General features: G+C 60.8%; 14 protein-coding genes. 8 read left to right on the top strand and 6 right to left on the bottom strand.

Going from position 1 to position 21,268, the window contains the following annotated elements; genetic code table 11:
* Positions 1-3: 3 nt before the first annotated feature.
* Positions 4-1,764: a hypothetical protein gene (locus tag V7S54_RS17715; RefSeq protein ID WP_065375477.1), complete on the bottom strand. Its 1,761-nt coding sequence runs from the start codon at positions 1,762-1,764 to the stop codon at positions 4-6.
* Between the two features lie 177 nt (positions 1,765-1,941).
* Positions 1,942-3,939: a putative bifunctional diguanylate cyclase/phosphodiesterase gene (locus V7S54_RS17710; RefSeq protein WP_065375476.1), complete on the bottom strand. Its 1,998-nt coding sequence runs from the start codon at positions 3,937-3,939 to the stop codon at positions 1,942-1,944.
* Between the two features lie 312 nt (positions 3,940-4,251).
* On the opposite strand from V7S54_RS17710, the gene V7S54_RS17705 reads away from it, so the two are divergent.
* Positions 4,252-5,295, top strand: coding sequence for a class I SAM-dependent methyltransferase (locus V7S54_RS17705; protein ID WP_336408637.1), 1,044 nt, complete (start codon positions 4,252-4,254; stop codon positions 5,293-5,295).
* A 102-nt stretch (positions 5,296-5,397) separates the two neighbouring features.
* On the opposite strand, the gene V7S54_RS17700 is transcribed toward V7S54_RS17705, so the two are convergent.
* The gene (locus tag V7S54_RS17700) at positions 5,398-5,997 is read right to left on the bottom strand and encodes a TetR/AcrR family transcriptional regulator (protein WP_065375474.1); all 600 of its coding nucleotides are present in this window, start codon (positions 5,995-5,997) and stop codon (positions 5,398-5,400) included.
* Positions 5,998-6,274: 277 nt separating this feature from the next.
* Between V7S54_RS17700 and V7S54_RS17695 the strand changes: the two genes are divergently transcribed.
* On the top strand, positions 6,275-7,432 hold the full coding sequence (locus V7S54_RS17695; protein ID WP_176707582.1) for an efflux RND transporter periplasmic adaptor subunit: 1,158 nt from the start codon (positions 6,275-6,277) through the stop codon (positions 7,430-7,432).
* Between the two features lie 2 nt (positions 7,433-7,434).
* The gene (locus V7S54_RS17690) at positions 7,435-10,533 is read left to right on the top strand and encodes an efflux RND transporter permease subunit (protein ID WP_065375472.1); all 3,099 of its coding nucleotides are present in this window, start codon (positions 7,435-7,437) and stop codon (positions 10,531-10,533) included.
* 79 nt (positions 10,534-10,612) lie between these two features.
* On the opposite strand, the gene V7S54_RS17685 is transcribed toward V7S54_RS17690, so the two are convergent.
* The 3 genes from V7S54_RS17685 to V7S54_RS17675 are packed head-to-tail and all read right to left on the bottom strand — an operon-like array spanning position 10,613 to position 13,270.
* Positions 10,613-11,371, bottom strand: coding sequence for an iron ABC transporter ATP-binding protein (locus V7S54_RS17685; protein WP_058325314.1), 759 nt, complete (start codon positions 11,369-11,371; stop codon positions 10,613-10,615).
* On the bottom strand, positions 11,368-12,336 hold the full coding sequence (locus V7S54_RS17680) for an iron chelate uptake ABC transporter family permease subunit (protein ID WP_065375471.1): 969 nt from the start codon (positions 12,334-12,336) through the stop codon (positions 11,368-11,370). The genes V7S54_RS17685 and V7S54_RS17680 overlap by 4 nt, the downstream gene beginning before the upstream one ends.
* Positions 12,326-13,270 carry an ABC transporter permease gene (locus tag V7S54_RS17675; RefSeq protein ID WP_065375493.1) on the bottom strand — a complete coding sequence of 315 codons (945 nt, stop codon included), beginning with the start codon at positions 13,268-13,270 and terminating at the stop codon, positions 12,326-12,328. The genes V7S54_RS17680 and V7S54_RS17675 overlap by 11 nt, the downstream gene beginning before the upstream one ends.
* A gap of 355 nt (positions 13,271-13,625) precedes the next feature.
* Here V7S54_RS17675 and V7S54_RS17670 point away from each other — a divergent pair, with 355 nt between their 5' ends.
* The 5 genes from V7S54_RS17670 (at position 13,626) to V7S54_RS17650 (ending at position 21,249) form a co-directional block, all read left to right on the top strand.
* Positions 13,626-14,555, top strand: a complete 930-nt coding sequence (locus tag V7S54_RS17670; protein ID WP_065375470.1) for a siderophore ABC transporter substrate-binding protein — start codon at positions 13,626-13,628, stop codon at positions 14,553-14,555.
* A 1,222-nt stretch (positions 14,556-15,777) separates the two neighbouring features.
* On the top strand, positions 15,778-16,578 hold the full coding sequence (locus V7S54_RS17665; protein ID WP_065375469.1) for a helix-turn-helix transcriptional regulator: 801 nt from the start codon (positions 15,778-15,780) through the stop codon (positions 16,576-16,578).
* A gap of 657 nt (positions 16,579-17,235) precedes the next feature.
* On the top strand, positions 17,236-18,276 hold the full coding sequence (locus tag V7S54_RS17660) for a UDP-glucuronic acid decarboxylase family protein (RefSeq protein ID WP_083203719.1): 1,041 nt from the start codon (positions 17,236-17,238) through the stop codon (positions 18,274-18,276).
* A gap of 1 nt (position 18,277) precedes the next feature.
* Complete coding sequence (galE, locus tag V7S54_RS17655) at positions 18,278-19,261, top strand: UDP-glucose 4-epimerase GalE (RefSeq protein ID WP_065375468.1); 984 nt, start codon at positions 18,278-18,280, stop codon at positions 19,259-19,261.
* Complete coding sequence (locus tag V7S54_RS17650) at positions 19,258-21,249, top strand: glycosyltransferase family 2 protein (RefSeq protein WP_065375467.1); 1,992 nt, start codon at positions 19,258-19,260, stop codon at positions 21,247-21,249. The genes galE and V7S54_RS17650 overlap by 4 nt, the downstream gene beginning before the upstream one ends.
* Positions 21,250-21,268 lie beyond the last annotated feature (19 nt).

Genomic DNA, 21,268 nt, shown 5'->3' with positions numbered 1-21,268 from the left:
CGGTCAGTGGATCGAACTGTCTGTGCGCGCCTGTTCGAATTCGGTTTCGGGAATCGGCACGCCCGCCTTGCGCAAGCCATCAAGAAGCTGTTGCCGATCCTGCGGACGGCGCAGCCTCAGAGCGACCTCCTGAGGAATACCTTCAAGCAGGCCTGGCAGATTGGTTTCGATCCACGTCCTTTCTTCGTGCGCCTGTGCGGCTTTGCCAAGCTTGCCCAGCGTGGCCAGAAGCATGACGCGGGAGAACGGATGGGTGCGAAGATCGGCCATGCGCGCCCATCGTTCGGCCGTGACATAGTCGCCCCCGAAGTAGGAGCAGACCGAGAGCGCTGCTTCGAAATAGCGGGCGGGACCACGGGCGACGCTTTCCGACAGCAGCTTGCAGCCGGAGTCCCACTGGCCTGAAAGCGCCAGCCGGAACCCGTATTCACCGGCGAGCTCGGCGTCGTTGGGATTGATCGCAAGTGCGCGCGCGCCGACGGCCAGGGCAGCATCGACATCGCCGCGGAAGAACAGGACAAGCATCCGCGCCTCAAGGGCGCGCACGTCCTGGGGATCCAGTTCCACAGCACGGGCTGCAGCTTCGGTTGCCCGCTCCAGCGTTGCTGAGGAGGAGCGATCGAGATAATCCTGGAAGGCGTCGATATAGGACATCGACAGCAAGGCCCAGGCCGTCGCGTAGGTTGGGACCTGTCGCGTCGCCTGTTGCAGACATTCCTGCACCCCGGCTTGGCCTTGCGCACCGACGTCGCCGCGATGGCTGTAGTAGCTCAAGGTGCAGGCATAAGCCTGCCAGTGATCGGGAACCGACTGTTTAAACGCCGTGGCGTTTGCCTGGAAAATGGCACCATAGGGCTGTGCCACGGCGCCAGCCACAGCGGCCGCCGCCTTCACCTGCAGGTCGATAGTCTTGTCGGTTTCCAGACGCTCGTCGTAGGTATTCGTCCACACCACCGATCCATCGGACCGCTGGATGAGTCTCGCCACCAGCCGCAGTCTTTCGCCGTCGAACCGGACCCGACCTTCCAAGGCGAAGGCCGGCGCACCCTGCGGCGAGGCATCGGGCCCCTCACGGGTGGTGACGGTGATCTCCTTGAACTTGGCGATGTTGCCGACAACCTCGTCAGTAAGCCCGCGGGCCATCATCGCCGATTGGGAGGTTCCTGACAGGTCCTCAAATGGTGTGACGACGAGCCTCGGGATCGTCGGCTGCAGGCGGACGATCGACTTGCCTTCCTCGTGAAGGAGGAGCGCCCCGGCTGTCAGGCCACCACCGACGCAGACCATGGCTGCCGCCGTGAGCCAGGCTCCTCGCCGGGTGCGTAGCGTGGCTGGTTTTTGTGCGGCACTTTCGTTGGCTTCCGTGTGCGACGGGAGCCACGCATCGATGCGCCGTTCGAAAGTTGGCACGTAAGCGCCCTTGGGGATGCTGATGACGATCGGATCGGTTCGCCCGGCAACGAGGTAATAGCGTTCGAGCGCCCGGCGAATACGGCCGGCTTCGATCCGCACCGCCGGATCTGTCTGCGGGTCGAAAGAGGAATCCCGGCCGAAAACCTCGGTTGCAATCGAATAGGCCTTTATGCGATCTCCTCGGCCCGCAAGCGTTTCCTCGATGACATAGGTCAGGAATTTGCGATCACGCTCCGGCGCATCGAACTCGGCGCTGCGGCGAATTCGATCGAGTTGTGCCAGAATTTCCGCGTCGGTGGGTGGGGCAACTGCCGACTTGACCCGGCTGTCCTGCCGACTTTCCATGGTCATGCACGCTCCCATGGTCACAATGTGAGATTGTATCCGGCGGCACTGTAAGCTCCGGTATACTACGTCTCCACCCGGTCGAAGCGCAACATGTATTCGCGGGCTATGTTAAGGTTGTGTTTTGGCTGAAGCTGGCTCCGAAGCGCGCACTATGCGCTTCCGGATCGAGCGTGGGCCCGGCTAGGATCGGGCGCCGTTTCGCAGCGGCATGCGCGGCTTGTCCGGCGGCGTGCGGAAAGTCTCTGCCGGCGCAGGGCGGCCGACGTGGAAGCCCTGGACCTGGTCGATCCGGAAGCGCCGCATCAGCGCCAGTTGCTCGTCGGTCTCGACGCCTTCGATCAGGATCTTGTGGCCGCGGTTTCGCACCAGTCCGATGATGTCTTGCAACATGGCGCGCCCCTTGGGGCTATTGCAATCGTGCAGGAACGACCGGTCGATCTTCACGGTATCGAATTCGATCAGGCGCAGCCAGGAGAGGCCGGCAAAGCCCGTGCCGAAGTCATCCAGCCATATCCTGATGCCCAGCGTTTCGAGGTCGCTGATGCAGCGCAGGATGCCCGAATGCATCTCCATTTCGAGCCCTTCGGTGATCTCGAAGGCAAGACGGCTGCCGGCCACGCCGGTCTCTCCGAGGATCGCGGCGACCGAGGTTGCAAAGCCCGGAGTCTTCAGCTGGATCGGTGAGACGTTGACGCTGACGAGCGGGATATGGTTGTCGACGAGAAGTTCGCGGCAGACGGTCTTGATCGCCCAGCGACCGAGGTCGAGAATGGCGCCGGTTCGCTCGGCAACCGGAATGAAAAGGCTCGGCGGAACCGACGTACCGTCCAGCATCGTCAGCCGCATCAGGGCCTCGACGGCCTCGACCTCACCGGTCATCACGTTCCTGATCGGCTGGTAGACGAGCGATACCAGGTTCTGATCGACCGCGATCTTCAGAAGCGCGGCAATGTTCTCGCTTTCGTCGCTGCTTTGCGGGTCGTTCGGGTCGAACAGCTTCGCGCAGTTTCGGCCGCTCGCCTTGGCGGCATAGAGCGCACGGTCGGCCTCGTGGATGATCTTCTCGAGCTTGGCGCCGGTCTGATTGCGCGTGAAGGCGGCACCGACGCTGACGGTGACGATGGAGACGCCGTCGCGGCGCTGCTCATGCACCAGCCGCATGTTCTCGACGGTACGGCAGATCACCTCGGCCAGCTCGGCTGCCTGCTCCAGAGTTTCCAGGCGGGCAAGAACGATGAACTCCTCGCCGCCATAGCGACCGATGGAACCGTTATAGTCCTTGATCGCCTCGCCGAGCGCATTGGCCACCAGAACGAGGCAGCGGTCGCCCTCCTGATGGCCGTAGCAGTCATTGTATTTCTTGAAGAAATCAACGTCGATCAGCATGGCGGCAAAGCTCTTTCCGAGCTTCTGCCAATCGTTCCAATAGTCGCGCAGCTGCTGGTCGATGGCGCGGCGGTTGTCCAGACCGGTCAGGGGATCGGTGTTGGATAGCCGCAACAGCGCCATGCCGCGTTCCGAGGCCTCGTTCTGCTGGATCTTCGCCTCGAAGGCGTTGAGGAATACCTTGTAGCGCTCGCGGTTGAGCTTCCAGTTTACATAGGAGGTGAAGATGAAGCAGGAGACGTAAAAGGTCCCGAAGGCGATCAGATAGGCAGGATTTTGCTCGGAGAAGAACGAGAGAGCGATGAAGAACGTCGTCAACACGATCCCGGAGGCGACGACCGAGAGGCGGAAGCGGAAGCTGAAGAAGAGATTGGCGCCCATCATGAAGATCGCGCCGAAGATCATGTAGTAGGACATGCTGCCGACGTCGGCCGTCATCATCGCAGGCACGAGCCAGCCGATGTAGCCGAAGACCAGTGCGCCGGCGCAGGTGCCGTCGAGCCACTTGGTTCGGGCCTTGATGCGATACAGGATCTCGAAGGTCAAAAGCGCGCTGATGCCGACGACGAGGCGCGCGAGGATCGTATTGAAGGCGACATCAGGGACCAGCAGAATGTCGATCGCGAAAAACGACAGATAGACGGCAACCGCGACCCAGAGGCCCTGCCTCGTCGCCGCACGCCGGCCAGCCTCGCCCTCCATTCGATAGAGTGTCTGAAGCTCAGCCAAATGCGGCCTGTGCGGCTGCTTATGTAGGTCGATGTCAACTACGTCGGCCAACGTGTGCTTCATGCACTGATCCATCGCGCTGCGTCACGGTCAACGGAAACGGTCGTCGCTTTTCCATCAATGGACGTTGTTTCGGACACTCCATGCTTGCCCTCCACTTTAATCCTGCAACAGGGACGAGTGGTGCGGGCTGGGATGATAGGAGGTGTCCATTAAGTTTTGTTAAATTAAAGGGCCGGAGCGCCAAGGATTAGGCGTAACCCAAAGGGAGGAAGCACGAGAATTTACCTTATTATATACAAAAACTTGCAAACCGAGCCGTAATGCGCGCATCTTCGCGACCATTGTTAACAAAGCATTAACGGATGGTCTCGCGTGCGCCAATTTCAGACGGTTTTTGATGGTCAAAGCCTGATTACTCCCAAGGCTATGGCCGATGAGTTCGTTTCGCCCAGGGGCGAGCGGCACGACGAACAGCTCACGGTCGGCAGGGCCGAGCTCGCAGTGATTCTCAGGATTGCCCAGGAGCAGTTCCTGCAGGGAACGGACCCGGCGAAGATTATCGACCGGCTTGCAGCCGCTCTCCATGAAACCCGGGCCAAGTTCCACCCGAACGTTTGGCAGGAACTGATACCGATCGCCCAGGCGAACCCGGTGTCGGAATATTTCCTCCAGGACCCTTTCACCCGATGGTCCTTCGAAAAGCCCCGGGGCTACTCAGGCGACGCGCAGTTGCTTGACTTCATCTATGGTCATGCGAGCGTCGCCAAGGAGATCGAGCGGGCATCGCCTATCGGGCGAGCGCTCTATGACTACACCAAGGACGCCTCTTCCTCGGTTGCGGTGCGCGAGCGTCGCGACCTCCTGACCCGTCACGTCGACGAGATCGCGGCCACCCGCGGTTCGCAGGCGGAAATTCTGACGATTGCCGCCGGCCATCTGCGCGAAGCCAATCGCTCGGTGGCGCTCGAGGAGCGTCGCATCAAGCGCTGGGTGGCGCTCGACCAGGATCCGCTCAGCGTCGGTTCGATCAGCCGCGACTTCGCCGGAACCTGCATCGAAGGCGTTGATGGCTCCGTCCGCAGCCTGCTTGGCCGTGATCAGAAGCTCGGCAAGTTCGACTTCATCTATGCTGCCGGCCTCTATGACTATCTTGCCGACAAGGTGGCCATCAAGCTGACCCATCGCTGCCTGCAGATGCTGAAGCCGAACGGTGTCTTCCTGTTCGCCAACTTCGCCCAGGATATCGGCGTCGACGGTTACATGGAGACCTTCATGAACTGGGCACTGCTGCTGCGTTCGGAGGCGGACATGTGGAACATCATCCACAAGAGCGCGGGCAAGGCTGCCGTCGATGCGCGCGTCCAGTTCGGCGCCAACCGGAACATCGTCTACGGCATCATCCAGAAGCATTCCTGATATTGCTTCCGTCTTGAGGGGACCTCCGGCGAAAGCCGGTGGGCCTGAAATCAACAACCGCGGCGAAAGAATGCTCGCTGCGGTCATTCTATTTGCAAGGCGTCAGCCCTGCGGGCGCAGAAACCGGGTCAGGAGAAGCCGCAGCATCGCGCCCTCGTTCTTCGGCTTGAAGCCGGGGTCGACAGCGACCCGGCTGAAGATGCCGTCGATGATTGCGGCGATCCATCGGGCAGCACCGTCTGCATCCACGGTCCGATCGATCTGATTTCGGCTAGCCGCACCCCGAAGCAGCGCCGCAAGGGCTCCCTGAAGCTCTGCGTCGTTGGCGGCGGCGAGCGTACCGATCCGCTCGTCACGCATCGCTTCGGCGGCGATTTCGAGCGCTAGGCTCGAATAGGTCGGGTCGCCCGCAAGCTCGAGAATAGTGTCCATGAAACCGAGCAGAGCGGCGAAGAGATCTTCGGCTTCGCCCAATTTTCGGAAGATCTCCGCCGTTTCTTGACGTTCCTCCTCCACGATCGCCGCGATAATGGTGTGCTTGGTCGGAAAATAATGGAAGAGATTGCCCGGGCTCATGCCTGCCTTGGCACAGATTTCGGCAGTCGACGTGCCGTGGAAGCCCTTGCGCGCAAAACAGGTGATTGCCGCATCGAGGATCAGTCGACGTTTGGCGGCGTGTTTCTCGGGGTCGACCTTGCGCATCGCCAATTCTCCTTGCAGGGCAATCTCATTATTAGAGCGAGCACTCTAATTTCGTGGGGTGGTGCGCCGGTGTCAAGGTCGCCTGCCGACGGGAACTCCGCCATCTTCCCGCAATGATGGTATGCAATCTGCCCTACAATTGCCGCGTTTGATGGATCAAGTTATTAGATTGACTAATCTAATAATTATTCGACGCAGTTTGCCCGATCTCGAGGCCGGCAGCTTGGAGCGCCCGTGTTTGCGATCCGACTGGCCTCACCAATGGAAAGCCAATGAAATGATACGTACAGTTGAGTTGAAGGTCATGCTTGCTGCGCTCTTTGCGCTCGCCATGACGGGTGGTGTGGCGCACGCCTCCGGGGAGGCGGCTGCGTCGGTTCCCGTCGATAGCGCCGCTATCGGCCGTACGGTGTCGACACTCGTCGCCGACAGCCGCCCGCAGGAGTGGACCCGATCCTTCGCCGGCATCTTCGTCGCTCGCGAGGAGATTGCCGTCGGCACGACCTTGACCGATCAGCGTATCGCCAAAGTCGAAGTCGAGATCGGCGACCGGGTTGCGGCCGCGCAGGTGATTGCCCGGCTCGAGACCGACATGCTGCAAAACCTTCTGCGCGAAGCGGAGGGCCGGGTGGCCCGTGCGGGTGCCACGATGGCGCGGGAGGCGGAAACGGTCACGCAGGAGCAGAGGAAGCTCTCCCGTGCCCGGCAATTGCGCCACCTTCAGGCCGAAACCATTCTCGAGGAACGTGTCTCTGCGCTCGCGATCGCCGAACAGGCGGTGAAGGTCGCACGGGCCGACTACGAGCAGGCGGAAGCGCTCGAGGCCGAGGCACGCCGTAAACTCGAACGCGCCGTGATCGTGGCGCCCGCCGCAGGTATCGTCTCCGAGCGGCTCGCCCGTGCCGGTGCGCTTGCAGGCTCTGACCCGCTCGTCAAGCTGATCCGCGACGGCGAGATCGAGTTTGCGGCTGAAGTTCCGGAAACGGAACTGCCGCTGCTCGCCGTCGGCCAGGTCGTCAAGGTCAAGCTCTCGGGTCGAAGTGACTGGATCGAAGGCAAAGTGCGGGTGATCAATCCGAAGATCGACCGCGAAACCCGGCTTGGAACCGCGCAGGTCACGCTGAATACGGGCAAGCCGCCCTTTGCCGGCACGTTCGGCCGGGCGGAGATCGTGGTGGCCGAACGCAAGGCGATCATGGTCGACGATTCCGCGCTGCTTTACGGGGCTCCCGACGGCACGGTCTCGGTCTTCGTCGTCGATGCCGGCAAGGTGGCACGCAAGACGGTTCAGCCGGGCATGCGCCAGGGTGGCAAGGTCGAGATCGTCTCCGGGCTTTCAGCCGGCGACCGGGTCGTTCTCAAGGCCGGGGTGTCGCTGCGCGAAGGCGAAGCGGTCCTGGCGAAAGATGTCCAGCCGACGCAGACAGGCAAGTAGCAATGACCACCAACATCTCTGCCTGGGCGATCCGAAAGCCCGTTCCGACGATCGTTCTCTTCGTTGTCCTCACATTGATGGGCATAGCCTCGTTCCTGCGGCTGCCGGTCAACGCCAATCCGAGTGTGTCGTTTCCGGTCGTGACCGTGACGATCACGCAGCCGAGCGCCCAGCCGGCCGAAATGGAAACGCAGGTCACGCGTCGTGTCGAAGGTGTGGCCGCCGGCCTTGTCGGGGTCAGCCATATGCGCTCGACCATCACCAATGGCGTGTCGACGACCACGGTCGAATTCAAGATCGGCACCGATCCCGACCGTGCGGCCAACGACGTGCGCGAGGCCGTGGCGCAGATCCGCTCCGACCTGCCGCAGTCGATCCAGGAACCCATCGTCTCGCGTCTCGATGTGGATGGCAGCGCCATCGTCTACTACGCCGTACGCGCGCCCGACATGTCGCCCGTGGAGCTCTCCTGGTTCGTGGACGATACGATCAACAGCGAACTGCTGACGCTACCCGGCGTGCAGAAGGTGCAGCGGCTTGGCGGCGTCAATCGCGAGGTCCGGGTGTCGCTCGATCCCGAGCGTCTGCTGGCGGTTGGCGTGACGGCCGACCAGGTGAATACGGCGCTGCGCGAGATCAACACCAATATCCCAAGCGGACGCGGCGAGATCGGCGGCCGCGAGCAGTCGATCCGCACGGTCGGCAGCGCCGGCTCGGTCGAGGAGCTCTCGCGCCTGTCGATCCCGCTGTCGGGTGGCCGCTGGGTGCAGCTCTCCGACATAGCGACGATTGAGGATACGTCGTCCGAACCGCGCAACTTCGCGCGCGTCGACGGCGAGCCGGTCGTCAGTTTCTCGGTTTCGCGCGGCAAGGGATCGAGTGACACCGTCGTTGCCGACGCGGTTGCCGCACGGTTGAAGGAGATCCGCGCGCGTATGCCCGGCGTCGAATTCACGGAGCTGATCTCGCTCGTCGAATACACGCAGGAAAGCTACGACGCGGCCGTCACCGCCCTGATCGAAGGTGCGATCCTGACCGTCGTCGTCGTCTTCGCCTTCCTGCGCAACTGGCGAGCGACGCTGATTTCTGCGCTTGCCATGCCGCTTTCCATCCTGCCGACCTTTGCCGTGATGGACCTGCTCGGCTTCACGCTCAACGGTATCAGCCTGCTGGCCCTGACGCTTGTCATCGGCATTCTCGTCGACGACGCGATCGTCGAGATCGAGAATATCGAACGCCACGTCGACATGGGCAAACGCCCGTTCATCGCGGCGATCGACGCGGCCGATGCGATCGGTCTTGCCATCGTCGCCACGACCTTGACGATCGTCGCGGTCTTTGCGCCGGTCAGCTTCATCGGCGGCGCCGTCGGGCAGTATTTCAAGCAGTTCGGCTTAACGGTCGCGATTGCCGTTCTGTTCTCGCTGTTGGTCGCGCGCCTGCTGACGCCGTTGATGGCCGCCTATCTGCTGCGGCCAAGGAGTGGGCATGGGCATTCCGGCAAGCCGTCGCGTATCGCCGACGGCTATCGACGCTTGCTCGGTTGGACCCTGGATCATCGCAAGACGGCTTTGTCGCTGGTTGCGCTGATCTTCATCGGCTCGATCGGGCTCTTGACCATGCTGCCGACCGGCTTCCTGCCGACGAGCGACAGCAACGTCTCCCAGCTCAAGATCACCTTGCCCCCCGGCACGCGGCTCGCAGAAACCGCCCGCATTTCCGATGATCTGGTCGGCCAGATCAAGGCGCGGCCGGAGGTCGAAAGCGTTCTGGCGACGGCGGAAAACCTCAACGAGGTCTCCCTGCGCATCAAGCTCAAGCCGCGCAAGGAGCGCGGGCTCGATCGCAAGTCCTTCGAGCTGTCGCTCCGTCCGCTGCTGTCGGCAACGCCCGATATCCAGGCAACGTTCTCCTCCGTCGAGGGAGCCAAGGATCTCTCGATCTATCTGACGAGCGACGATCCGGAAGCGCTGATGGCTTCGGTGCGGCGTCTCGAAAAGGAGATGCGCGCGCTTCCGGGTTTGGTCAACGTCCAGTCCACCGAGCCGCTGCTTTCGCCGGAATTGCTGGTCAAGCCGCGCTTCGACGAGGCGGCAAGACTCGGTGTCTCGGTGACCTCGATCGGCACCGTCGCCCGCATCGCCACGATGGGTGACAGCGAAAGCAATTCGGCGCGCTTCAATCTTGGCAACCGTCAGGTGCCGATCCGGGTGATGCTCGACCAGGCGGCCAGAGGCGACGTCGACACGCTGCGCAATCTGAGGGTCGGCACGAATGCCGGCACGGTGGTGCCGCTGACCTCGGTCGCCGATATATCCTTCGGTGCGGAGGAAAGCAGCGTCGAACGTCTCGATCGCAAGCGTCTGATCGCCGTCGAGGCCAACCTCAACGGCATCACGCTCGGGACTGCGTTCGAAGCGATCTCGGCACTGCCGGCCATGACCGAACTGCCCTTGGGCGTGTCGCAGGCCAACTACGGCGAAGCCGAATATATGTCGGAGATGTTCCGCAACTTCGCGCTTGCACTGCTGGCCGGCATCCTGATGGTCGCGGCGGTTCTGGTGCTGCTCTTCAAGGACTTCCTGCAGCCGATCACCATCCTGGTGGCCCTCCCTCTGTCGATCGGCGGGGCGGCGCTCGCCTTGCTGCTCTTCGGCGCTTCGCTCGATCTCTCGTCGACGATCGGCATCCTCATGCTGATGGGCATCGTCTGCAAGAACTCGATCCTGCTCGTCGACCATGCGATTGAGTGCCGCAACGAGGGCGCGGATCGGCGGACGGCCCTGCTGACGGCGGGCGTCACCCGCGCGCGGCCGATCATCATGACGACCATCGCCATGGTGGCGGGCATGGTTCCCGCCGCGATCGGCGTCGGTGCCGATGCCGCCTTCCGGGCGCCGATGGCGATCGCGGTGATCGGAGGCCTGATCACCTCGACGATGCTGAGCCTCGTCTTCGTACCCGTCATGTTCACCGTGATGGACGACATCAACACGAAGCTCGGTCGTCGGCTGAAGCGGCTCTCTTCGGTGACGGACGAGGATCATGCCGCGGATGCTGCGAGGATCGGCAAGGAGGGTGCGCGCGGCGTCGCCTGCTAGCGTAGAGAGCGCAATTGCTGACCCTGTCGATCAAGGCGCGCTGCACGAACTTTCCGTGCAGCGCGCTTCGCATCCCGGCCTATTCGAAGTAGTTGACCAGCCGCGTTTCGCCGACAGCGTGAACGCGGCAATCGACGTCGAAGATCGCCTGAAGGCGGGACGGCACGATCATGTCTTCCGGCGACCCCTCGAAGGCGAGGCGACCGGCCTGCATCGCGACGATGCGGTCGGAATAGGCGGAGGCGAAATTGATGTCGTGCAGAACGACGACCACGGTCTTGTCGAAGTCGTCGGCGAGGCGCCGCAACAGCTTCATCGTCTCGACCGCATGCTTGATGTCGAGATTGTTGAGCGGCTCGTCGAACAGCATGTAGTCGGTGTCCTGGCAGAGCACCATCGCAATGAAGGCGCGCTGGCGCTGGCCGCCGGAGAGCTCGTCGAGAAAGCGATTCTGATAGGGCTCAAGCCCGAGATAGGCGATCGAGCGCTCGATATGTTCGGCGTCGGCTGCCGTCAGGCGCCCCTTGGAATAGGGGTAACGACCAAAGGCGACGAGGTCGCGCACGCTGAGGCGGGCGGTGATGTGGTTGTCCTGGCGCATGATCGAGAGCCGCCGGGCAAGCACGTCGCCAGCCGTGCGGCTGACGTCGAGACCGTCGACCAGCACCTTGCCCGTATCCATCGGCATCAGCCGGCTGACGATCGACAGCAACGTCGACTTGCCGGCACCGTTCGGACCGATGATCGAGGTCAGGCCGCCGGCGGGCAGCGTCAGCGACACCCGGTCGACGACCGCATTGCCACCGTAGGATTTCGTCACCTCTTGGATTTCGATCATCGGGCGGAACCTCGGACCAGCAGGAAGATGAAGACAAGGCCACCGAAGAATTCGATGACGATGCTGAGCGCCGTGTTGAAGGAAAACAGGCGCTCGAGGATGACCTGGCCGCCGACGAGCGTGGCGATCGCGATGCAAACGGCAACCGGTAGCACGTAGCGGTGGCTGGCGGTCGGCGTCAGCTGCCAGGCGAGACTTGCGACCAGCAGGCCGAAGAATGTCACCGGCCCAACGAGCGCAGTCGAGACCGACACCAGCACGGCGATCAGCACCAAAAGAAGGGTGACGACGCGCTGATGATCGACGCCGAGGCCGATCGACGCTTCTCGGCCAAGCGAGAGCACGTCGAAGGTCGGCGAAAGCCGCCACAGAACGAAGGTCACGGCCAGGGTAGCTAAAGCCGCAATGCCGAGCAGATTGGCATCGATGCTGTTGAAGCTTGCAAACAGTCTGTCCTGCAGCACGACGAACTCATTGGGATCGAGGATGCGCTGCAGGAAAGACGAAAGGCTGCGGAACAGGCCGCCGAGGATGACGCCGACCAGCATCAGAAGATGCAGGCTGCGGCTGGCGCCGGAAAAAAGCGCCCGAAACAGCAGAAGCGAAAGGCCGACCATCACCGCCGTTTCGACAAGGAACTGCAGCCGCGGATCGACGCTGCTGGCGCCCGCAGCGCCCAGGAAAAACACCATGATCGTCTGCAGCAACGTATACATGGCATCGAAGCCGATGATCGATGGCGTCAGGATGCGGTTACCGGAGATCGTCTGGAACAGGACCGTCGAGACGGCGATCGCATAGGCGACCAGCACCATGCCGAGCAGTTTCGTGCCGCGGAACGAGAGAAGGAAGGACCAACTCCCCTTGGCACCGATGGTCATGAAAGCGACCATCGACACGAGTGCAAGCACGGCCGAAGCAAGCAGGATGGTGGAGGGAGCGATCCTCTTGGCATCAGCCTGCATGGGAGCGCCTCGAAAGCAGGAGCTGGAGGAAGATCAGGCTGCCGATAACGCCCATGACGGTTCCCACGGGGATCTCGTAGGGAGCGATCAGGAGCCGCCCGACGATATCGCAGGCGAGCACCAGGCCGGCGCCGGAGACGGCGACCACGGGCAGCGTGCGCCTGAGATTGTCGCCCATGATCAGGCTGACGATGTTTGGAACCACGAGACCGAGGAATGGGATCATGCCGACGGTCGCGACCACCGTTGCCGTGACCATGGAGACGATGGCGAGCCCGAGCGTTACGACCCTGTCGTAGTTGAGGCCGACATTGCGTGCGATCGCCTCGCCCATGCCGATCACGGTGAAGCGCGCGGCGGTCGCATAGGCGACGAGGGTGAGCGCGAGACCGATCCACAACAGCTCGTAGCGACCGCGCAGCACCACCGAGAAGTCACCCGACATCCAGGCGCCCATCGACTGCATCAGGTCGTAGCGATAGGCGATGAAGGTGGTGATGGCGTTGACGACGCCGCCGAGCATGAGGCCGATGAGCGGCACCATCAGCGCCGAACGCAAGGGAATGCGGCGCAGGATCTGCAGGAACAGGGCTGTGCCGGCAAGCGCTGTCAGCGCCGCGAAAACCATCTTGCCGGCGACCGGCAGGTTGGGGGCGATGAGCATGGCAAGCAGCATTCCGAGCGCGGCGGACTCGGCGGTGCCCGCCGTCGCCGGCTCGACGAAACGATTGCGCGCCAGCATCTGCATGATCGTACCGGAAACCGCGAGGCCGGCGCCTGCGAGCATCAGCGCAAGTGTGCGCGGCAGGCGGCTCTCGACGACCAGGAACCAGCCGCGGCCATCGTCGGCTGCGGCGAGGCTGCCGACGCCCGTGAAGACGCTGGCGGCGGCAAGCAGGAGGATGACGGGGATGGCAATCAGGGCCGGCTTCATCATACGAGCCCGCTCTGCCTGTTGTTCGTTTTGACCACTGCCTGCATGTCCCTTGCCCGTTTGCGCTCGACGCCCCTACTGCATGTTTCCTTTAATCGTAGCCGGTTAAAGGACAAAAACATGTAGCAATTCAAAGTGCTACAGCGACATTTGCGCGTCTGATAAGACGCGCGGCGCTGTAGTGGAAGGCTCAAGCTTGCCACCGCGCAGTGGCACTCCGCGGACCGTTCGCCTTAGTCTTATATATGATCGGCTTCGTCAAGTTTTCTGCGACATCTTCGGCAAGCGGAACCTGTGCATTGCCCTCGTCGGAAAATCGCGCTACGACGACCGATAAAAGATGAGGAAAAAAGTCATGAATATATCTCCGTTTTCTAATGGTCTGCGCAGCCTTGTCATTGCGGCGGCATTGGCAGTCGCCTGCGCGCCGACCGCCATGGCCGAGACGCTGAAGATCGAACACAGCAGCGGCGACACCGATGTGGAGAAAAACCCGAAGACGGTGCTGGTTTATGACTTCGGCATGCTGGAGACGCTCGATATGCTCGGCATTCCCGTTGCCGGCGTCCCCGGCGCGGCAATCCCGCCTTCGCTCGAAAAATACAAGGCGGATAGCTATCCGAAGATCGGCACGCTGTTTGAGCCCGACTACGAAGCCATCAATGCCGCAGAGGCGGATCTGGTGATCGTTGGCGGCCGATCGCAGGCGAAGTATGCCGATGTCGCCAAGATCGCACCGACGATCGACCTCACCTCCGACGACAAGGACCTCATCGGTAGCGTCAAGAAGAATGCCGAAATCCTCGGCCAGATCTTCGGCAAGGAAGCGGAAATCAAGGCGAACGTCGAAAAGCTCGATGCCTCGATCGAAAAGCTCCGGGGCATTGCGGCAGAGAAGGGCACCGGGCTGGTCCTGCTCACCACCGGCGGCAAGATCAGCGCCTACGGCAAGGGATCGCGTTTCGGCGTGTTGCACGATGTCTTCGGCATCAAGCCGGCCGATTCGGAACTGCAGGTGGCGACCCACGGTCAGGCGGTTTCCTACGAGTACATTCTCGAGACCAATCCCGATTGGATCTTCGTCGTCGACCGCGATGCGGCGATCGGCCAGCAGGCGCAGCCCGCAGCGGCTTTGCTCGACAACGAACTGGTGCGCCAGACGAAGGCCTGGAAGGACGGCCACGTCGTCTATCTGGACTCCGCCAAGCTCTATCTGACGGCCTCCGGCCTGAAGTCGCAGCAGGATATCGTCGACCAGCTCACGCAGGCGCTCGAGAAGAAGTAGGGCTCGGACGGCAGCGCTCGCTGAGTGCGATGTGATCGGACGGCGGCGAACATATCGTTCGCGGCCGATTCATTGTTCAGGGAGACCCGACAGGAGGAGCAGATCATGCGGAAAGCGTCCAGCGGCTTCACGACGGAGCGGGCGTCCCGATACCTCAGATGTCGAAGCACTTCGGGAAGAGCTGAAGGCACTCGACGGGAGTGAGAGCGAAGAAGAGAGCTTGACGGGCGAGGAGCCGTTTCAAGGGCGCTGAGACGGCGTTTTTGGGTTAAAAGCTAAAAGGGGAGCCAACACCAAATACCTTTAGATCTTACGGTATTTTTCGGGGTTGGCTCCGTTTTTAAGGAATGAACAATATTGTAACTTGATTTCTATCGCTTTCATTAAAATACATTTCGATTTTTATGCTTTTTTTAAATGACTAAGCGGAACGAAATCCGCAATCGATCAATGTATTCTTTACGCTTACTCTGGTTTACGCTTACGCCACGCACTTGGTTGAAGGGCATTAGCGGAATAAAGATCCTCCAAACCCAAGCTGTTTTCGTTCATACTCAGGAACGAAACGCCAATGTGACTCCAAACGCGGGCGCGCGGAAGCTACCAATTCTGGTTAGTGGTTTGTAATTATTGGCTGTTTGTGGCGTAATCCGCAGTCCCAAGCCGTTGTTATGGCGTCAAGATTCACACCTACCAGCGCGACTGCGGGCACCAAACATGCGGTTGTGCGGCCTGCTTCCTCGCGCGAACGGTTGACCCGCTTCGCCTGAAGCGCAAGTTTACTAGCTCCAACGAAGTATTATTAGGTATATCTTCCTCCCGAAATGAGTAGGCGATACCGGGAATACCTTGGCAGTCTAATCCGTTTTTTCGCCTCGGAAGGGTTGCCATCGCGGAAATGGATGGGCCGCCGTGTGCGGCGGAATGGCGATCGCTGCCATCTTGATGACGCTTTTCACGCCCCCAATAAGGGGGTTGATCGCAGTGTAACCCAAAGATGGTTCGATTTATAACGATTTAAGAACGCTTATGAAGCGCCTCTAATCCTTTTGGGTTGTTTCGTAATGAAGATCTTTACGTTACATTAGCTATCGCGAATTTTCCCGGGGCGGGAAGATATCGTGATGCATAGTGGTTCCGAATAAATTTTCTGAAAGTGTGGTGCACTGCGGGAAAAACGCAGCACCCATAAAAACAAATGGAAAAATCCTAGGAGGGCGTAATGTATCCGGGAAGCTCCAGCGTTGGTGATTTTGAAGATAACAACAAGGCTTTATCGCAGAAGAAAAAGATTGTCATGCTTGCCAAGATCGATCTGTTTGCCGAGTGCCTGATGCAGGCGGTCGGCTCGCGGTTTCAGGGGCACGACATCGTCTGCTTTTCCGATCCGGACAATCTGTTGGACGGCAGTCTCGTCGACGTGACGTTGATCATGCTCTACCGGATGCCGGCCAAGTCCTTTCCAGCAATCTTGCGAACCATCCACGAGTTCCACCCCAAGACTTCGATCGGTCTGGTGGTGGAGAATGCCGACGAGCTCGATCCGTCGATTGCCGGCTTCGTTGAAGAGCGGTTGATCCATGGCGTTCTGCCGTTGAACCTGAACCTGGACGTCTGCCTTGCGGCCATCGATTTACTGATGAAGGGAGGCGAGCACTTCCCAGCCGCCTTACTGCGACGGCTTTCGCCCGAGCCCTTCGCTGCGAGCAGTCTCTATGGCCGGCGGGCAGAGCTGTCCGGACCCGGTCCGACCGCAGGCGCAGGCCGACGCAAGCGCGATGCCGGGCCTGACGGATTGACGACCCGCGAAGTTCAGATCCTCGATCTGATCTGCAAGGGAACGCAAAACAAGATCATCGCGGATCGTCTTGGATTGTCGGAAAATACCGTCAAGGTTCATGTCCGCAACATCTACAAGAAGATGAACGTCCGCAACCGTACGGAGGCGGCGTCGCGTTACTTCACCAACGATGCGGCGGCCGAACGGGGTGGCGACACGCTTTCGTCGCGCTGGAAGAACTAGAGCGCCGTGCGTTCAAGTGAACGCACAAAGGACGCACCAGGACTTTAAATCTAAAGCATCTTTCCGCTTCAAGTGATTCCACTTGAGAGCGGGATGTTTTAGGCTCGGCCGCATCAGCCAAGCATTCCATTTCTGTGCCTCGACGCGGTCGAGAGCGCAGCTGATGGTGTTTGGCTGTCGTCTACGAGGCCCGTTTGCCGGGTTCCCTGTCTGTGGCGAAGCGTGGTCGCCAAGGCGGAACACGCGACCGGCACCCGCCGGCACCCGAATGTCGGTCTACTCCCCTGAGAATGGCAATGTTTCTAGAGCGATCCGATAGCCCTCTGTGATTTTTCAAAATGGTTAACAAGGTATTAGATGGATTATCTGCATTGGATTATAATGTAACTACTCGTGATTATTTTCTCGAATATCTTATTCTTATTTCAGATTACATTATATCAATCCTTATTGTTTTAGTTGACGCGCCAATGGTTATTTGATAATTAACTAATATTGAAATTGAAGATAAGTAGATTTTGGGATAAAAAGTAAAATTCTAGTTCTGTCGGGTTGTGCGTGAATTTGTAATAAAGAACAAATTCCTTATTATATTTCTATCGGCAGCCCGTCTCCAATCACCATAAGAAATGGTGTGTACAATAATTGGAGGTGCGTATGCGAAAGGTCGTTCCGGGGTCGTTGTCTGTCGTCGGGCAACGAGAATTTCTAAAGAAGATTTCAGGAATACCAAGGAGAATTCTAGTAACAGGTGGAGGCGGGTTTCTTGGCTCTCATATTTGCGAAAGACTTCTTTCTCTAGGTCATACGGTTATTTGTCTCGACAATTTTTCAACCGGACGGCGTGAAAACCTCTCTCATTTGGTGCAGAACCCGCATTTCCACATCATCGATCATGACGTTCGCAAACCCTATCTGATCGACGCCGACGTCATCTTCAACTTTGCCTCTCCCGCATCGCCGCCCGACTATCAGGCCGATCCGGTCGGCACTCTCATGACGAACGTCCTTGGCGCGCTGCATGCACTCGAAAATGCGCGCGCCACGGGCGCCACGGTCATCCAGTCCTCGACCTCGGAAGTCTACGGCGATCCGCTCCTCAGCCCGCAGCGCGAGGTCTATTTCGGCAACGTCAATCCGATCGGCCCGCGTGCCTGCTACGATGAAGGAAAACGGTCGGCCGAAACCCTGTTCTTCGACTACCACCGATCCCATCGGGTCAAGATCAAGGTCGCGCGCATCTTCAATACCTACGGTCCGCGCATGCGTCCGGACGATGGCAGGGTGATCTCCAATTTCGTCGTCCAGGCCCTGCTCGGCAAGGACCTGACCATCTATGGCGACGGGCAGCAGACCCGGTCCTTCTGCTATGTCAACGACCTGATTGACGGCTTTCTCCGGCTTTCGGTCTCGGCGGATGACTGCATCGGCCCGATCAACCTTGGCAATCCCGGCGAGTTCACCGTTCTCGAACTTGCGCAGATGGTGCGGTCTCTGACCGGGGCGCGCTCGCGCATCGTTCACCAGGCGGCGGCCGTCGACGATCCTCGCCAGCGCCGTCCCGATATCTCGCACGCGCTGACCGAGCTCGCCTGGGAGCCGAAGGTCATGCTGCGCGACGGGCTTGAGCGCACCATCGCCTACTTCGAGGAGCGCCTCAGCGCGGCCGATCGCGCAACGGCGGGAGAGGCGGTATGAGATGTCCCGCGTCGTACTCGTCACCGGCGGTGCCGGCTTCATAGGAAGCCACACCTGCAAACGCCTTGCCCAGCAGGGTTTCGTCCCCGTCGTCTATGACAACCTGTCGACGGGACATAGGGCCAACGTACGCTGGGGGCCTCTCGTTGAAGGGGATCTCGAGGATACGGAACGGCTGGCAACGGCCGTCCGGACGTTCCTGCCCGAATGCGTGATCCACTTTGCGGCTTCCGCCTATGTCGGGGAATCCGTCGAAGACCCGGGAAAATACTACCGCAACAACGTCGCAGGCAGCGTCGCGCTGCTCGAAGCCTGCCGCGCGACCGGGCTGGCACGCATCGTGTTTTCCAGCTCCTGCGCCACCTACGGCGTACCGCAGCGGCTTCCGATCACCGAGGATACGGAACAGTTTCCGATCAACCCCTATGGGCGCACGAAGCTGATGATGGAGCTGATGCTTGGCGACTATGCGCGCGCCTATGATTTCCGCTCCGTCGCGTTGCGCTATTTCAACGCCGCAGGCGCCGATCCGGAAGGACAGCTCACGGAACGGCACGATCCCGAGACGCATCTCATACCGCGTGCCCTGATGGCGGCGGTCGGCGGGATCGAAAGGCTCGATATCTTCGGCGACGACTATGCGACGCCGGACGGAACCTGCATTCGCGACTACATTCACGTGACCGACCTTGCCGACGCCCATGTCGCGGCCGTCAACTACCTGCGTGACGGCGGCGAGGTGCTGCGCGCCAATCTCGGCTCCGGACATGGAACCTCGATTCGAGAGGTTCTCGAAGCCATCGATCGCGTTACCGGGCGGCAGGTTCCCGTGCAGATGTTGCCGCGTCGCCCGGGAGATCCGCCCGTGCTCTATGCCGACACCAGCCGGGCACGGCAGCAACTGGGCTTCCGGCCGTCCTTCTCGGATATCGAAACCATCATCCGCACGGCGGCGCTGGGTTTCGGGCTGGAGGTGCGGCGATGAGCTGGGTAGCCACAGTCGATGGATTTCGGCGCTACGCCGATCTCGCGCGTGCGCGACACGTCAAGCCGCGTCTGACAACCCTCTTCTCCGGGCGCTTGCAGATACTGAACATGTTGGGCGTTACCGTGTGGTTCGCGGCCTTTACGTATTTCTGGCGGTGGTGGCTCGATCCGGCCCATGTTCTGGACTGGCCCTCCTATATCCTCATCACCGTCGTCGTCGGGTGGATCACCCTGCTGCCGGTCTATTTCATCGCGATCTTTTCCGGCGCGAAGGTGGCCACGGCGAGCACGGGTTCGGTGCCCCAGGGGCGGATCGCAATGGTCGTCACCAAGGCGCCGTCCGAGCCCTTTGCCGTTGTGCGCAAGACGTTGCAGGCGATGCTGGACCAGACCGGCTGCGATTTCGATGTGTGGCTGGCGGACGAAGACCCGTCCACGGAAACGGTTTCCTGGTGTGCGGCCCACGGGGTTTTCATCTCCACACGAAAGGGTATCGCCGAATATCATCGCGCCGCCTGGCCGCGGCGCACGCGCTGCAAGGAAGGAAACCTTGCCTATTTCTACGATCACCACGGCTATGACCGCTACGATTTCGTGGCGCAGTTCGACGCCGATCACGTGCCTAAGGCCACCTATCTCGTGGAGGTGCTGCGTCCCTTCAACGACCCGTCGGTCGGCTATGTCTCGGCGCCGAGCATATGCGACGCGAATGCCGCCACAAGCTGGTCGGCGCGCGGGCGGCTTTATGCGGAGGCGAGCCTGCATGGCTCCCTGCAGGTCGGCTACAACAACGGCTGGGCACCGCTCTGCATCGGTTCGCATTACGCCGTGCGGACAAAGGCCCTGAAACAGATCGGCGGACTGGGGCCGGAACTCGCCGAAGATCATTCGACGACGCTGATGATGAATGCCCATGGCTGGCGCGGCGTGCATGCCCATAACGCCATAGCCCATGGCGACGGGCCGGCGAACTTTGCCGATCTCGTGGTTCAGGAGTTCCAGTGGTCACGCAGCCTCGTCGCGATCCTGCTGAAATATTCGCCTTTGTATGTGCCGAAGCTGCGGCCGCGGCTGCAGTTCCAGTTCCTGTTTTCGCAGCTCTGGTACCCGCTGTTTTCGTGCTTCATGGCGCTGATGTTCCTGATGCCGATCGCGGCGCTGTTGATGGGGCGGGCCTTCGTTGACGTCGACTATCCCGATTTTCTGCTGCATTTCGTGCCCTTGTCGCTGGTCCTGGTCGTGCTCGCCTATTTCTGGCGTTCGACCGGTACGTTCCGGCCGCACGACGCGCGGGTGCTGAGTTGGGAGACGGTCCTGTTCCTGTTCGCGCGGTGGCCCTGGTCGCTGCTCGGCTGTCTGGCGGCGGTGCGCGATCATCTGACCGGCTCGTTCGTCGATTTTCGCATCACGCCGAAAGGTGGCGGCGCCGCGGCTCCCCTGCCGCTTCGGATACTGATGCCCTATCTCGTGCTTTCCCTGATGTCGGCGCTCGCCGTCTGGCTGATTTCCGATGCCGGAACGGCACGCGGCTTCTACGTCTTCGCCGAGATCAACGCCCTCGTCTATGCCGGGCTCGTGGTGGTGATCCATGTTCGACACGCCCGCGAGAACGGGCTGCCGCTTATGCCGCGTTCGACCGTGACCGCGATGACGGCCGGCTCTCTGGTGCTGGTTTCGGTGCTGTCGGCCCAATCGGCCGTGCGTCACGGCGCTGAGGCAACGGAGGCCCTGTCGCATGGCTTGGGTTTCGTGACCTTCACCGAGGCGAAATACACGGTCGCCGGCGCTGGACACGGTACGAAACTCAGGATCGTTCGCTTCCATTTGCAATGGAAAGGCTTTTCTCAGCCGCCCGAGAGCGGGGCGCGGATCGAACCGGGCGTATCGCGGGCCGCCTCTAACAATGCCGAGAGAAGCAGTGTCAGCGAAACGAACCGGGAAACCAAGACGACGAAGAAGGTCGGCCGCTACTATGTGCCGTCATGACGGCGGCGAGCAGTCGAGT

It is taken from the genome of Ensifer sp. CCNWLY38, assembly GCF_037120565.1.
Classification (GTDB): Bacteria; Pseudomonadota; Alphaproteobacteria; order Rhizobiales; family Rhizobiaceae; genus Ensifer; species Ensifer adhaerens_H.
This window is presented reverse-complemented; position numbering and strand designations above follow the sequence as displayed.